The organism is Rahnella sp. JUb53 (genome assembly GCF_004346065.1).
Lineage (GTDB): Bacteria > Pseudomonadota > Gammaproteobacteria > Enterobacterales > Enterobacteriaceae > Rahnella > Rahnella variigena.
Map to the genome: position 1 here is coordinate 391876 of NZ_SLYT01000002.1, position 14083 is coordinate 405958.

Here is a 14083-nt window from a genome sequence, read left to right on the forward strand (position 1 = left end):
GGATAATCAGAAAGCGCTATTATTGTTATCGTCTTCTATTATTCGCATGGCTTCATTTACCGCGGCGACTTCGCCAAAAATAGCAAGCGTCGTAATATGTTGTGGACAACTACCGAATATTTCCGAGACCACAACATTGGCGCTTTTACTGGCAGCATCGGCGTAAAAATACAGATCCGGCACCGGCAACATAATCATGCCGATCGCATCGATACGGATAAGATCAAGCCTTGAACGAAATTCCCCGGGCATTCTGCGTTTTATCATCGCCACGATGTCCGGGGTCGGGGCATTAATAATGCGTTTTTTCATCGACGCTCCTTATCTGACGTTAAGGGCCTCGACCATCACGCAGCGACGGGTTCTGGCAAATGAACGCGCTGACGTCAGCCCTTCTCCGGTGGGTCCGGCAATGGTAAAGGTGGCATGCCCTTCGCCGCCGACACCCAACCCGGCATAAGAAGGCCCGTTTTTGACGAAAATCGTGGTCTGGATCTGCCGGGCCATTTTGGTCAGCTTTTCAACGTTGGTTGAATGCATGATGGCGGTATGGCGGTTGCCATGTTCGACCTGCACCGCCAATTCAATGGCTTCATCCACATTATCGACCCGCACCACCGGCAGCACCGGCATCATCAGTTCATGCACTACAAACGGATGATTTTTCTCGGTTTCAACCAAAATCACTTTAGTGTCTTCCGGTGCACTGACGCCCAGTTGTTGCAGAATATAGCGAGCATCTTTGCCAACAAAAGCGGTGTCAGGACCGGAGCCTTTTTCGTTCAGCACCAGAGATTCCAGCTGGCGGATAAGTTGTTTGTCACACAGTAAATAGCCACCGCTTTTTTTCATGCAATGGATCAGATAATCAGCTACCTGATTGACGACAATCACTTCTTTTTCAGCCACGCACGGCAAATTATTATCGAAGCTACATCCGCAAATGATGTCGCGGGCTGCCTTTTCAATATCGGCGGTTTCATCGACCACTGCGGGCGGATTGCCTGCACCGGCACCAATCGCTTTTTTACCGGATGACATTACCGTTTTCACAATCGCCGGACCGCCGGTCGCCACCAGCATATTGATGCGAGGGTCGTTGATCAGCGAGCGGGTGTTGTCGATGGAAGGCTGTGTTACCGTCACCACCAGATTGGCCGGCGCGCCCAGGGCGGCGAGTTTCTGGTTAATCAGTTCAACACAGTATAAAGAAACGTTGCGGGAGCGCGGATGCGGGCTGAATACCACGGAATTGCCTGCCGCCAGCATACCGATACTGTTGTTGATGATGGTTTCTGTCGGATTGGTGGTCGGCGTGATCGAACCGATAACCCCGTAAGCAGAGAACTCCGTCAGGGTCAGGCCGCTGTCACCACTCAGCGCGCCGGTAACGAGATCTTCCAGCCCGGGGGTTTTCTGTGCCGCCACGCGGTTTTTGGTCAGCTTGTCGGCGTAATTGCCCATGCCGGTTTCTTCTACCGCCATGCGGGAAATATCCTGCAAAACGGCGTCCTGCAGGAATACATCGCGGATGCCCTGAACAAACGTCGCCCGATCCTGCATTGAACAGTGGCGATACTGAACCTGCGCCAGCACTGCCGCGGCAATCGCTTCATCCATGGAAGCAAACGCACCGTTGCCTGCCTCACATGCCGGTGACTGCACCGCCGTTGCAGGAGTTTTAGAAGGTGCCTGCGCCAGCGCTCTGGCAACAATGGCGTCGAGCGTGTCACCGCCCGTTGCCTGAGCGATTTCAGACACTGCCTCAGGCGCAGTATCTGACGTTGTTTTGGTAAACCTGCTCAGCACGTTGGAGACCGCCTGAGCAATTTCAATATCATTCATGCTGTTAATTCCTTACTTCACGTCGCTTCGCCAGGTTAACCCTTAAATGTAGGGCTTGGTGGTAGAGCTGATAGGCGTCGGATCCAGCGTGGCAAGCAGTTGCAGCCCGACTTCACGTGCTGCAATTACGGCCTGTCGCACTGCACCAGAATCACCGGCAAAGGTGAAAATGACTTCGTTGCTAAAACTGGTACCTTTCGACGGACTGGCGTAACCCACCGGCTCGATCACTGCCGATTTGGCCGCCACATCGGCAATGACCACGCCGATGGCCGCAGGTGACGCACAAGTCATGCCGAAGGCTTTACCGACCGGCGCACCGAAAGCTTTATTCAGCGCAAAACTGGCACGTGCTGTGTACTGGAATTCAAGATGACCGGCCGGAGAGCCGTAAACATCGCCCATCGTGCGTTCAATCTCTGACAGCGCCACTTCAATAGCACGGCGGACATCGGACACATCAGTAGCACCAAAAATAATTAAACATCCGTGCCCGCCGCCGCCTTCAGTATCACGCGCCAGTTCCACCGATAATATTTCGCTGTTGGTGGCTTTCACTGCTTCATCTGCCGCAAATATATGCGGACCCGCACCGGTTCTCGCCCCAAGAATACCAATAGAGCGATATTTCTTGTCGATATTCATGACGTCATGTAACTGATGATCGACATTGGCAATAACCAGACCAATAGTATGTCCGAGCGCGGTGCCGACAAATTCCGTTAACCCGCAACCAGCAATACTGGCGGCTTTTTTATCCCTGGCATTGTCGCTGGTCTGTTTATTCACTACTTCAGATATAATCTGCTCAACAAGATTATCTCTCATGGTCAGTATCCTCTGGGGTTATTAACCGACAACTGTTTACCGACCTTTATTAGCCGACGGCTTTTGGAAGAATTTTTTCAACTTCAATATGCGGGCGAGGAATAACATGTACAGATACCAGTTCGCCAACTTTGAGCGCCGCAGCAGAACCGGCATCCGTCGCCGCTTTCACTGCACCAACATCGCCGCGCACCATGACAGTAACCAGCCCTGAGCCGATTTTTTCATAACCAACCAGAGTGACATTGGCGGATTTCACCATGGTATCTGCGGCTTCAATTGCAGAAACCAGACCTTTTGTTTCAACCATACCTAATGCTTCTTGTTGCATAACGACCTCTGATATTGAGTTGGGAAATTAATTAATACAGGGTTATTAACGTCGGCCAGAAAACCGCGCACTTATATCCTGCAGGTAAACTATTCACGCACAATGATAATAAGGACTTCACGACAAAATGTTTTGCCCGCCAGCCGGACTTTCTTGTTATTTCATCCGGCAACCGGACAATAAAATCTCTTTGTTTTCTTTTTAATTAATTCACCGTCTGCGCGGCGCAAATCGCCACCGCATCCAGTGCTATCATTTTTTCTTCATTGGTCGGGATCACGACTACACGCGGAGAATCAGGCAATGAGATAACGCCCGTGCGACCGCCGCAGGTGTGATGATTTTTCTGAGCGTCCAGTTTCAGCCCCAGCACACCAAGCCGCGCAAGCGTCAGTTCGCGGATCAGCGCTGAATTTTCGCCAATCCCACCCGTAAAAATTAGCGCATCGAGTCGTTTCAGTGAGGTCAGATGCGCCCCCAGATGGCGCGCCAGCCGGTGAACCATCACATCTATTGCCAGCGTTGCCCGGGCATCACCCTGCCCGCGCGCTTCCAGTAAGGTGCGGCAATCACTGGATAACCCGGATAATCCCAGTAATCCTGACTGGTTATTCACCATTTTGTACAACGCATCGATACTCTGACCGGTACAGGTCGCAATATGCGCCGCAGCACCAAAATCCAGATCGCCACAGCGTGTCCCCATCACCAGCCCTTCCAGCGGCGTCATGCCCATTGAGGTATCCACGCTGCGCCCGTTTTGCACAGCACATACCGAAGAACCGTTACCAAGATGGGCAATCAGAATGCCATGATCGGCCGGGTCGAGATCCAGCATCGTCAGCGCTTCGCCCGCAATATAACGATGCGAGGTGCCATGAAATCCGTAACGACGGACCTGATAGCGTTGCTGATATTCCAGCGGAATGGCATACGTATAGGCCGCCGCAGGCAGTGTCTGATGAAATGCGGTATCAAACACCGCGACCTGTGGCACCTGAGGCAACAGTGCGATGGCCGCATCGATGCCGGTCAGATTCGCCGGGTTATGCAGAGGCGCCAGCGCCGACAGCGCACGGATTTTTTCGATGACTTCCGACGTGAGGCGAACCGATTGTTTGAATTCATTGCCGCCGTGGGCGACACGATGTCCGATAGCCTGTACCGCAGGCAACCACTGGCGTTCTGCCAGTTCCCTGAACAGCACTTTCAGCGCGCAAACGTGGCTGGCTTCGCTCAGCGCCACCTTGGTCTTCTGTCCGTGACTGTTTTTTAGCGTCATGCTGGCGTTATCCAGCCCCAGTCTTTCAGCCAGACCCGACAACACCGGCGCGCCTGAATCAGACGGGATCAGCGAAAATTTCAGCGAGGATGACCCGCAGTTAATAACTAAAACCAGTGAACCGAAGGACATGTTGACCCCTGTTAATCATTTCCTGTTGTGAGTACGAAGCGGGCGACACTGAAGCGTGTGAGCGTGTTGCGCGCGACAGTCAGATCTTGTTCAACCGTGCCGCCGCTGATGCCAATCCCGCCAAGTAAAATCCCCTTCGACCAGCACGGTAGTCCGCCACCAATGCAGCAAATGCCGTTTTGATGTTGCAGGCTGTAAAGCGCTGCGCCCGGTTGGATCAGCGCAGCAAGTTTGTGAGTGGGCATTTTGAGCGCCACGGCGGTGCGGGCTTTTTCCGGCGCAAGCTGGTGGCTGATCAGCAATGCATTCTCCATGCTGAAGAAATAGCGCTGATGGCCGCTGGCATCCGCCAGGCTGAACACCATCGGCACGCCAATACTCAGCGCTTCTTCAGCGGCAAACCGCGCCAGCAAGGCGCCGTCATCCAGGCTAAACGTGCACTGCGAACCCGTTCCCTGGACGGTAATCGCCGCGCTGATCCAGCCATCGAGTTGTTCAGACATAGCGTTTCCTTAAGACAGATCTTGCGGATCGACGATGCCAACAACGGCGGCATCAATCACAGAATGCTCTTTGCTGTTGCTCATGCGCGCCGAACTGCCGGTGGAGATAATGACGATTTCGCCATTGCCTGCCCCGACGAAATCCACCGCCACTTGGGCGCTGCCGGTGGGCTGGTAATGCTCATCCAGCCGCGCAACCATCAGTAATTTGGCCCCGTTTAACGAGACGTGTTTGGTGGTCGAGACCAGCGCGCCGGTCACTTTTGCCAGATACATAATTCCTCCGGTTCACCGGATCACGGTGATGTTCTGTCGGCGAATTTCATCTTGCGCAGCGGGCGTAATCAGCGTGTTACGGCCAATGCGCAGCGAGCCGCTGGTGTGATGAAGACGGATATCATTCATTGTGATCAGTCGCTTTTGGCAGGCAGTGTCTTCAAGGCCTTTTATCGCAATGCCGTATTGCCTGAGCGTATCAATATAATCATTCAGCCGGGCCTGCAGCGGCGGCGCAAACGCACTGTCACTGAGATGCAGCAGTTCGGAATTGAGTGTGACAATCACCGGCGTTTTTAAGCTGAGCGCGTGAAAAACTTGCGTAGTCGCGAGGTTATCGCGTAATCCCAGCGCGATTTTGCTCAGGCTGTTGGTGGAAAGCGCCGGCAAATACAGGCTGTCGTCAGTCAGCGTTGAAAACTCATCGATGCCGCTAACTAATTGTATTTCAGATAGTAATGCAGTTTTCAGCCCGGACTCTCCGGCGCTGTATGAAAACATCACCCGGAGCACATAACCGGCAGATTCAAGCGCCCGCAGGCTTTTCAGAGTCTGTGGCAAGGTCGTCAGATCGCTGCCGGTGATCACCACGCGCACGGTTTTGCATCCTGCATTGCGTGCCGCACGTTCGCGCACCAGCAGCTCGGCAATCGACTTATCAATCAGCCGTGACAAACGCTGAAGCTCCGGCGTATTCATGGGTGCGTCACCTTGCCGGTCCGAAACAGCAGGTCGCCGTTGCGCAGCCCCAGGCCATTGGCTTCTTCCACATCGATATGCAATTCCGGCACTGCATCCGCACTGACCCGCACCAGCACATGGCTCAGAATGCCCGCCCGCTGGCCCTGTGCCTGCAAATCGATTTCCATGCCATCACGCAAACCGTGGCGTTCTGCTTCCTGCGGGGAGATATGAATGTGTCTCCAGGCCACAATGGTCCCGTGCGGTTTGCTGACTTGTCCTTTCGGCCCGACCAGCTCGACACCTGGCGAATTTTCCAGATCGCCTGACATTCTCACCGGCGCTTTCACGCCCAGCGCAAAACTGTCGGCCACTGAAATTTCAATCTGCGTGACGCTGCGCAGCGGCCCGAGGACACGCACATTGGGAATATCACCCTTGGGCGTACGCAAGGTAACGGTCTCTTCCGCAGCAAACTGACCGGGTTGTTTAACCGCTTTCAGACGCGTCAGCGTCGAGTCATATCCGAACAACACATCCATATCTTCACGGCACAAATGCACGTGGCGGTTAGAAATACCGACAGGCACAGCAAACTTCGGTGCGCGGTATTCGCCGGTTTCAGCGATGCAGGAAAGCAGCAGGTCAATACTCTGCGCACAAGGCGTATAGGGATTGGAAGCGGTGCAACCATCGGCCAGCACGGCCTGTGTCAGCAAGGGGCGCATCGTTTCATATGCGGCCAGATCCGTGCCGAGTTCTTTTAAGCTGCAGGGGATACCAAATTGCTGGTTTAACTGTCGGAGGCGCTCCACCAGTTGGGAAATCATGTCTTGTGGATCAGCAGTTGCGATACCCATAATTTGGGCGCACAGACAGTAACGGCGGGTCGTTTCAGGCGAGGCATGCGCGGCGTTAAATTCGGTGACTAACGGCAACAACATGGCATTAATTTTACCGTGCGGAATATGCAACATTCCGCCGATGGCGTGTGCCATGCCATGCACCAGCCCAAGGCCAGCCGAGTTAAATGCCATGCCCGCCATGCAGGAAGCGTTATGCATATGAGTCCGCGCCGCGACGTCTTTATCATTCTCATAAATCTGCGGCAAATGCTGCCACGTCAGGGCGATGGCTTTTTCGGCCAGTGCATCACTGAAATCATTAGCGCCGGTTGAAACCAGTGCTTCGATGGCATGAGTCAGCACGTCCATTCCGGTATCTACCGCGATATGTCGCGGTACACTCAGCACCAGTTGCGGATCAAGAATGGCGGTATCCGGTACGAGTGCCTGCGAAACCAGCGGGTATTTGCGGCCATTCTGCGGGTCAGAAATAATCGCATAGGACGTCACTTCCGAACCTGAACCGCTGGTCGTCGGAATGGCGATCAGTTCGATGTCATATTGCCGAGAATCGGTCCGCTGATAGTGGTCTTCCAGCGTCACTTTGATGCCTTTGGCAGCATCCAGCGAAGACCCGCCGCCCAGTGCAATAATCACCTGTGGCCGGAAGGCTTTAAACTGCGCCGCACCTTCCTGCAAAATATCCGTGTCCGGATCCGGCCTGACCTTGCCATACACCGATACCGTGGCCTGCGGCATCTGTTCCGTCAGATACGCGACCTTGCCTGACGTCATCATAAATTCATCGGTGACAATTGCCACTTTCTTATTAATCAGGCTGTTTAATGCCGTGAGAGCGCCGTCGCCAAAGTACACGCGCGGGCTGGAGAAAAAATAACTCGCCATTATTTCAACACCTTTACTCAGGATGCCGGCTTACGGAAGGCGGCCGAAAAAAGATGCATTTAACCTAACATTCTGCTTCTGAAAGGCTGTTGCTCAGGGTTGTGCAGGTGGAGGACTTTTTTGCCCTGTTGTTTTTGCAACGGGCAAAAAAATGCAGGACGCAAGAAGATGACAGAGAAAAAAACACAAAACCTTTTGCATCAAATTGACACAATTTGTTATGTTATCACATATCAAGAAAACGCTTGGATGGACGGGTTCAGGGATGACGCAAGACAATAAACAAAAAACTGAGCCGGTTCTGGTGGTTGAAGGACTGACAATGCGGCTCGCCGGTGAAAACCGGATTTCCGGTTTGAGTTTCAGCATCAACGCAGGCGAGCGCGTTTGTCTGCTCGGCGCTTCCGGCTCAGGCAAATCTCTGACCGCCAGGGCGATCACTGGCACTGCGCCCGCAGGCGCGGGACTCAGCGGCAGTATCCGGGTGAATGGCGCAGAAGTTTGCGGCAAACCGCCGGTATCACGTTCCGCATACAGCCGTGTCGCCACCGTTTTTCAGGATTCCTCCACCGCACTGAACCCGCTGATGACACTCGGAAAACAGCTGCGCCTCGCCCTGCCCGCCGCAACCACTGATGACATACACGCCATGCTGGACGCCGTCGGGCTGGGCGATATTGCGCGATTCTCTTCACGTTATCCGGCTGAACTTTCCGGTGGCCAGCGCCAGCGTTTGTGCCTTGCGCTGGCAATGCAATCCCGCGCAGCGTTGCTGGTGGCGGACGAGCCGACGACCGCGCTGGATGTGTTAAACCAGCATCAGGTTTTGCAGGCCATGCGTACAGCCTGTTTTGCCCGCCCTTCACGTGCGCTGCTGTTTATCACCCACGATATCGCCGTCGCCGCGCAATTATGCGAGCGCGCACTGGTGATGGAAAACGGTGTTCTGGTGGAATCTGCCGCGATGTCGCAGTTGCTCAGCCGCCCGCAACATCCTTATTCCAGACAACTGGTTCACGCCGCCAGACAGGCCGCCATGCTGCATCAGAATGCTGCGTCACTTTGCGGGGTTGCAGTCTGATGGAAACTTCACTGCATCTGGTCAGCGAACCCTTTATGCATCTGCATAACGTCAGCCGTCATCATGCGCTACCGCGTGCCTTCTGGCGCAGACAGCACACGACGCTGTTTGAGCATTTGTCGCTACGCGTAAGCCGCCACGAAACTCTCGGACTGGTGGGTGCCTCCGGATGCGGTAAGTCTTCCCTGCTGAAAATTCTTCTGGCGCTCGAAGCACCCGACAGCGGAAAAGTGTATTGCGCGGGTACAGAAATCCGCCCGGGCTCAGCACGTTCTTTGCGGGAATACCGGCGGTGCGTGCAGTATATTCCGCAGGATCCTGCAGGCTCATTGCCACCTGCGCAGACGATCGGTCAGATTATTGCCGAACCGCTGAAACGTCTGGGTTTTGAAGGCGATATTAGTTTGCGGGTCAGCGATGTGATGGCGCAGGTCAGTCTCAGCGACACTCTCACCTCCCGGACGGCAGGCGAGCTTTCCGGCGGACAGGCACAGCGTGTGGCGATTGCCCGTGCGCTGGCGATCCGCCCGCAATTTCTGGTGGCTGATGAGCCAGTCAGCGGTCTGGATCTGCCGCTGCGTGCGCAGGTCAAACAGCTGCTGCAACAGGTGACGCAGCAAAATGGCATGGGCCTGCTGATGGTGACACATGATATTTCGATGGTCGCCGGTTTGTGCGAGCGTCTGCTGGTGATGCACTGCGGTGAGATTGTAGAAGATCGCGCCACGCAGGACGTTTTGCGTTCTCCGGACCATACTCATACGCGGCAGTTACTCAACGCCATACCTCATTTACCTTTGATCGTTAACGGATAACCGGATGCTGACCCGTTTTATTGCGCGACCTTCTGCGCCCAAACCGCCGCTGCTCCTCGCCAGCAGTCTGGTGTTTAATATTGGCTTTTATGCTGTCGTACCATTTCTGGCGATTTTTCTTCGCGATGATTTACTGCTTTCCGGCTGGGCGATCGGGCTGGTGCTGGGTCTGCGGACGTTCTCACAACAAGGGATGTTTTTACTCGGCGGCGCGTTATCAGATCGCTACGGCGCACGTCTCATTATTCTGCTCGGTTGCGTGGTGCGCATCGCCGGTTTCCTGCTGCTCGGACTTTCCGACACGCTGGCACCCGTGATCCTCGGTGCCTGCCTGACCGGTGTCGGTGGCGCACTGTTTTCCCCTTCCATTGAAGCCCTGCTGGCGCAGGCCGGAACCCACAGCGAAAAAGCCGGAAAACGCAGCCGCGCCGAATGGTTTGCTCTGTCAGCAGTATGTGCCGAACTGGGTGCAGTGCTTGGGCCGCTGCTCGGCTCCCTGCTTTCCGGATACGGTTTTCAGCCGGTAGCGCTGGCCGGTTCCGGACTGTTTCTGATTGCGCTGCTGGTGCTGTTTTTCACCCTGCCCGCCACGCCAAAACGCGCCACAGAACTGAAAATTGTGCCGTGGTGGGAGACGTTCCGTCAGCCACGTTTTGTGGCTTTTATCATCGCCTACAGCGCGTACCTGTTCAGCTACAACCAGCTCTATCTGGCGCTGCCGGTCGAACTGCGCCGTTCTGGCGGCAGTGAGCAAGATCTCGGGCCATTGTTCGTGCTGGCTTCGGTTCTGGTGATCGGACTGCAAATGCCGCTGGCGCGTTTTGCACGCCGGATGGGAGCCTCACGCATTTTACCTGCGGGCTTCGGATTGCTCTCTGCCGCATTTGTCGCTGTCGCGCTGTTCGCCTGGACGATACCGCCACAAGGCTGGCTGCGGCTGCTGCCATCTGTATTGCTGATCACCCTGCTGACTGTCGGCCAGATGCTGATTGTGCCGGTCGGGATGGATCTCATTCCACGCTTTGCCGGGCAACATAATCTCGGCGCACATTACGGTGCGCTCTCGTCGATGGGCGGCATCGCAGTGCTGGCGGGCAATTTCCTGCTCGGCGGCCTGCTTGATTACGCGCTAACCCCTTCACCCGCCGCGGTCATTCCGTGGCTGGCGCTGGCGGCGGTTCCCTTTTTAAGTGCGCTGGCGATGTGGCGAATCTGCCGTCGCCTGCCTCCTCCCGCAATCTGACAAGGATTTTTTGATGTCTCTGTTACGTGTAAGCCCGCTGGCCGGGCTGCTTTCTGCTGCACTTTTACTGACCGGTTGCTTCAATGAAGCCGATAAAACTCCCCAACAAAGTGTCGATCAGCGCCTGCGCCTGGCGATGTTACAACCGCCACGTTCCGGCCTGACGCCGCTCAGCGACGATGCGTTTAAACTCTCGCGCTGGAGCACGGCAGAAACGCTGGTGGTGCTGGATAAACTGGGCGAAGCGCAACCGGCGCTGGCGACAAACTGGCAGCAAACCGGCGATAACCGCTGGCGGTTCGAGTTACGCCCGGACGTAAAATTCCATGATGGCAGCGCGCTTGATGCCGCCACGGTGGTAAATGCGCTGACCGTCGCCGCACAAGCTGCGCCAAAACCGCGCATTCTGGATGGCGTGCAACTGACCGCTGAAGCGGACGGTCAGCTGGCCGTTATCATCACCACCGCGCAACCCGATTCGTTGCTGCCACAGCGACTTTCCAGCCCGCAACTGGCCATCCTTTCAAAAAAAGCCTACAGCAAGGATGGCACGGTTAACCCGCGCCATACCGGTTCCGGCCCCTTTGAACTGGTGCAGGTCAACGGCACCAGCAGCGCCAGACTCGAGCGCTTCGCCGGTTACTGGGGTGAACAGGCGAAAGCCAGCGGCATCGACGTCAGTTTTGTGCCGGACGGTACCGCGCGGGGAGCCGCGTTACGCACCGGTTCAGCGGATATTGTGGAAGCTATTCCGGTTTCACAGGCACCGTTGCTCGACCAGCGTTTAATCCACGAAGTGCCCATGCCGCGCACCAATACGTTGTATCTCAATACGAAATCCGGCGTGATGCAGGATGCGGCATTGCGTGCCGCCGTGCGCGACGCGATTAATCGTCAGCAACTGGTGGATAACGTCTACGAAAAACGTGCCGACGTGGCGCAGGGTTTGCTCGGCCCGGCGCTGCCGTGGGCGGCAGAATTGCGCCAGCCGGTGAGCCATCCGGTCACTGCCGCAAAACCTGCCGGTGAAACCATCACGTTAGCGACATTCAGCGATCGCGCCGAACTGCCGGAAGTGGCGGTGTATCTGGCGCAGCAGCTGACGGCGGCCGGTTTTAACGTGAAACAGGTTGTGCGGGAGTATTCGCAAATTGAATCGGATGCTCTGGCAGGTAAGTTCGATGCGTTTATTTTATCGCGTGCGACTGTGCTCGATTCCGGCGATCCGGTGGCCTACATGTACAGCGATTTCGCCTGCAAAGGTTCGTTTAACATCGCGCAACTGTGTCGCCCTGAAATCGACCAGACGTTGCAAAAAGCCGCTGCCATTCCGGCAGGCAATGCGCGCCGTGAGGCCATTATGCAGGCTGAAAACCTGATCCTCTCAACTGATGCCGCCATTCCGATGCTGCATGAACGAGTGATTCAGGGCGAAGCGGCTGATATTCGTGACGCCGTGCGCGACCCGCGTGAACGCACGCTGATCAACGCCGCTACACAGCGTGTGAGTCAGGCTGGCTGATGAGTGAATCTCTGTATTGCCGCACCTGCGCGGGTGTCAGCCGTCTGCGCATGAGTCAGACCGGCGGCGCGCTGGTGCCGCTGATTTCACGCCTGCTGACCCTGGCGGGGATAGTGGTGCTGACCGGTCTGCTGCCGTGGTTGTCCGGCGGTGATCCGGCGCTGTCATTACTGCGCGCACGGTCCGGTGAGCAGGAAGCCACGGCAGAAACACTGGGCGCTATCCGCCAGTCGCTCGGGCTGGATAACGGACCCTGGTTCGCGCTGACGCACTGGTTGAACGGTTTGCTGCACGGCGACGCCGGTGTGTCCTGGGTTTCGGGATTGCCGGTTCTGCCCGGTATGTTGCAGGCAACCGGCGTGTCATTAACGCTGATGGCATCCTCCGCGGGCGTGGCCTTTATTCTCGCACTGCTGCTGTGCGCAGGCACAATGGTGCGCGGATTACAGGGCAGAACGCCCCGTCCGGCGGGTTTTACCGCAGCGTTGTTCACCGCTCTGCCGGAGTTTTTACTGGCATCAGTTTTGCTGATTGTCGGTGCGGTCTGGCTTTCCCTTTTTCCGCCTTATGGCTGGCAAGGCTGGCATTACGCAGTGCTGCCTTCGCTGGCACTGGGTATTCCGGCTGGCGGGTATCTCGGACGAATTTACTCTGATGCGCTCTGCGAAACCTTTAAAGAAAACTGGCTGACGACCTGGAGCGTGCTGGGTATTCAACGCCGTCATACCGCGCTGGCCGTTGTCTGCCGGACGCTGCCCGGCGTAATGCCACTGACCGGACTGGTGCTGGTTTCCCTGACCGGCGGCGCAGTGGCGGTTGAAAAGGTGTTCGCCATTCCGGGTCTGGGGCGCGCCACGCTGGGCGCAGCGGCTGCGGGTGATTTACCAGCCTTACAGACCGGCGTTCTGATCCTGCTGGTGCTGGCGTCTCTTTTTGGCATGTTAACCGGAGGGGTGCGGATCGTCTTGCTGGGGCGAGCCGTCAGGCTGAACGCGGTGCCGGTTCCGGCATCTTCCGATCGCACGGAAAAATCGCGGCCGTGGATCCCGCTGTTATGTCTGGGAATTCTGCTGGTCATGGTCTGCACCGGTTTGCCGCGCGACCCGCTGGCATCGGACTATTTGCGGTTACAGCCGCCGTCTTTCGCCCTGCCTTTTGGCGCGGACGCTATGGGGCGCGACCTTCTCGCCCGTGTGGCGCACGGCACGCTCAATACCTGTTTTCAGGCGCTGATTGTTTCGCTGATTTGTCTGGCTATCGGCCTCATTGCCGGAGCGTTTCCCCGTGTCATGACCGGGCCGGTTGAAGTTGCGAATGCGCTGCCACCGGTGATCGCCGGATTAGTGGTCGCTGCCGTTAACGGCGCTACGGCAGGAGGTGCCATCATTGCCGTCACCGCCGTCAGCTGGGCGCCGCTGGCAGCTCACACCGCCGCGCGGGTAGCGGAAATTCGCGCGCGTCCTTATATGCAGATGCTGCCCCTTTCCGGCGTCGGGGCTATTCGTCGTCATGTGTTTTATGTGTTTCCCGCCCTTGCTGGTCCGCTTCTGCGTCACGCATTACTGCGTTTACCCGGCATCGCGCTGGCGCTGGCGTCACTGGGTTTTCTCGGGCTTGGCGCACCGCCGCCGGTGCCTGAATGGGGACGCGTGCTGGCCGAAGGCATGCCTTATATCGAGCGTGCGGGCTGGACGGTTTTCGCCCCGGCAGGCGCGCTGGCGTTACTGTCGGTGATGGCCGTAACCCTGAGCAATTTACGCTGGAAAAATCCGGCCCGTGCTCGCTGAACTATT

General features: G+C 56.4%; 14 protein-coding genes. 5 read left to right on the forward strand and 9 right to left on the reverse strand.

Annotation, left to right across the window (positions count from 1 at the left end):
• Positions 1 to 6: 6 nt before the first annotated feature.
• The 9 genes from EC840_RS06375 to EC840_RS25675 form a co-directional block, all read right to left on the reverse strand.
• A complete protein-coding gene (locus tag EC840_RS06375) occupies positions 7 to 312 on the reverse strand; it encodes a BMC domain-containing protein (protein ID WP_112289093.1) in 306 nt (101 codons plus the stop codon).
• Between the two features lie 9 nt (positions 313 to 321).
• Positions 322 to 1845 (reverse strand): aldehyde dehydrogenase family protein, encoded by a 1524-nt coding sequence (locus tag EC840_RS06380; RefSeq protein WP_113877725.1) that lies wholly within the window; start codon positions 1843 to 1845, stop codon positions 322 to 324.
• 42 nt (positions 1846 to 1887) lie between these two features.
• Positions 1888 to 2673: a propanediol utilization microcompartment protein PduB gene (gene pduB / locus EC840_RS06385; RefSeq protein ID WP_112289091.1), complete on the reverse strand. Its 786-nt coding sequence runs from the start codon at positions 2671 to 2673 to the stop codon at positions 1888 to 1890.
• Positions 2674 to 2722: 49 nt separating this feature from the next.
• Positions 2723 to 3004: a propanediol utilization system shell hexameric protein GrpH gene (grpH, locus tag EC840_RS06390; protein ID WP_095925478.1), complete on the reverse strand. Its 282-nt coding sequence runs from the start codon at positions 3002 to 3004 to the stop codon at positions 2723 to 2725.
• A gap of 205 nt (positions 3005 to 3209) precedes the next feature.
• The gene (gene tdcD / locus EC840_RS06395) at positions 3210 to 4418 is read right to left on the reverse strand and encodes a propionate kinase (protein WP_132964499.1); all 1209 of its coding nucleotides are present in this window, start codon (positions 4416 to 4418) and stop codon (positions 3210 to 3212) included.
• Positions 4419 to 4429: 11 nt separating this feature from the next.
• Positions 4430 to 4921, reverse strand: a complete 492-nt coding sequence (locus EC840_RS06400; RefSeq protein ID WP_113877727.1) for a heme-binding protein — start codon at positions 4919 to 4921, stop codon at positions 4430 to 4432.
• Positions 4922 to 4930: 9 nt separating this feature from the next.
• A complete protein-coding gene (locus tag EC840_RS06405) occupies positions 4931 to 5197 on the reverse strand; it encodes a EutN/CcmL family microcompartment protein (protein ID WP_112289088.1) in 267 nt (88 codons plus the stop codon).
• A 12-nt stretch (positions 5198 to 5209) separates the two neighbouring features.
• A complete protein-coding gene (locus EC840_RS06410; protein ID WP_132964501.1) occupies positions 5210 to 5896 on the reverse strand; it encodes a flavoprotein in 687 nt (228 codons plus the stop codon).
• Entirely contained in the window at positions 5893 to 7629 is a 1737-nt protein-coding gene (locus tag EC840_RS25675; RefSeq protein ID WP_279432767.1) for an iron-containing alcohol dehydrogenase, read from the reverse strand. The genes EC840_RS06410 and EC840_RS25675 overlap by 4 nt, the downstream gene beginning before the upstream one ends.
• A 265-nt stretch (positions 7630 to 7894) precedes the next feature.
• Between EC840_RS25675 and EC840_RS06420 the strand changes: the two genes are divergently transcribed.
• From EC840_RS06420 to EC840_RS06440, 5 genes are read left to right on the forward strand one after another with little or no spacing between them, the layout of a single operon-like run.
• Positions 7895 to 8710 (forward strand): ATP-binding cassette domain-containing protein, encoded by an 816-nt coding sequence (locus EC840_RS06420; RefSeq protein WP_132964503.1) that lies wholly within the window; start codon positions 7895 to 7897, stop codon positions 8708 to 8710.
• Entirely contained in the window at positions 8710 to 9525 is an 816-nt protein-coding gene (locus tag EC840_RS06425) for an ABC transporter ATP-binding protein (protein ID WP_132964505.1), read from the forward strand. Before EC840_RS06420 ends, EC840_RS06425 begins: the two co-directional genes overlap by 1 nt.
• A gap of 4 nt (positions 9526 to 9529) precedes the next feature.
• Positions 9530 to 10768 carry an MFS transporter gene (locus EC840_RS06430; RefSeq protein WP_129638133.1) on the forward strand — a complete coding sequence of 413 codons (1239 nt, stop codon included), beginning with the start codon at positions 9530 to 9532 and terminating at the stop codon, positions 10766 to 10768.
• 13 nt (positions 10769 to 10781) lie between these two features.
• A complete protein-coding gene (locus tag EC840_RS06435; RefSeq protein WP_132964507.1) occupies positions 10782 to 12290 on the forward strand; it encodes an ABC transporter substrate-binding protein in 1509 nt (502 codons plus the stop codon).
• Complete coding sequence (locus tag EC840_RS06440) at positions 12290 to 14077, forward strand: ABC transporter permease subunit (protein WP_132964509.1); 1788 nt, start codon at positions 12290 to 12292, stop codon at positions 14075 to 14077. Before EC840_RS06435 ends, EC840_RS06440 begins: the two co-directional genes overlap by 1 nt.
• The last annotated feature ends 6 nt before the right edge of the window (positions 14078 to 14083 follow it).

Excerpts from the sequence above, each read along its gene's own strand:
- EC840_RS06375 (WP_112289093.1), bottom strand. The coding sequence starts at position 312 with ATGAAAAAACGCATTATTAATGCCCCGACCCCGGACATCGTGGCGATG.
- EC840_RS06380 (WP_113877725.1), bottom strand. The coding sequence starts at position 1,845 with ATGAATGATATTGAAATTGCTCAGGCGGTCTCCAACGTGCTGAGCAGG.
- pduB (WP_112289091.1), bottom strand. The coding sequence starts at position 2,673 with ATGAGAGATAATCTTGTTGAGCAGATTATATCTGAAGTAGTGAATAAA.
- grpH (WP_095925478.1), bottom strand. The coding sequence starts at position 3,004 with ATGCAACAAGAAGCATTAGGTATGGTTGAAACAAAAGGTCTGGTTTCT.
- tdcD (WP_132964499.1), bottom strand. The coding sequence starts at position 4,418 with ATGTCCTTCGGTTCACTGGTTTTAGTTATTAACTGCGGGTCATCCTCG.
- EC840_RS06400 (WP_113877727.1), bottom strand. The coding sequence starts at position 4,921 with ATGTCTGAACAACTCGATGGCTGGATCAGCGCGGCGATTACCGTCCAG.
- EC840_RS06405 (WP_112289088.1), bottom strand. The coding sequence starts at position 5,197 with ATGTATCTGGCAAAAGTGACCGGCGCGCTGGTCTCGACCACCAAACAC.
- EC840_RS06410 (WP_132964501.1), bottom strand. The coding sequence starts at position 5,896 with ATGAATACGCCGGAGCTTCAGCGTTTGTCACGGCTGATTGATAAGTCG.
- EC840_RS25675 (WP_279432767.1), bottom strand. The coding sequence starts at position 7,629 with ATGGCGAGTTATTTTTTCTCCAGCCCGCGCGTGTACTTTGGCGACGGC.
- EC840_RS06420 (WP_132964503.1), top strand. The coding sequence starts at position 7,895 with ATGACGCAAGACAATAAACAAAAAACTGAGCCGGTTCTGGTGGTTGAA.
- EC840_RS06425 (WP_132964505.1), top strand. The coding sequence starts at position 8,710 with ATGGAAACTTCACTGCATCTGGTCAGCGAACCCTTTATGCATCTGCAT.
- EC840_RS06430 (WP_129638133.1), top strand. The coding sequence starts at position 9,530 with ATGCTGACCCGTTTTATTGCGCGACCTTCTGCGCCCAAACCGCCGCTG.
- EC840_RS06435 (WP_132964507.1), top strand. The coding sequence starts at position 10,782 with ATGTCTCTGTTACGTGTAAGCCCGCTGGCCGGGCTGCTTTCTGCTGCA.
- EC840_RS06440 (WP_132964509.1), top strand. The coding sequence starts at position 12,290 with ATGAGTGAATCTCTGTATTGCCGCACCTGCGCGGGTGTCAGCCGTCTG.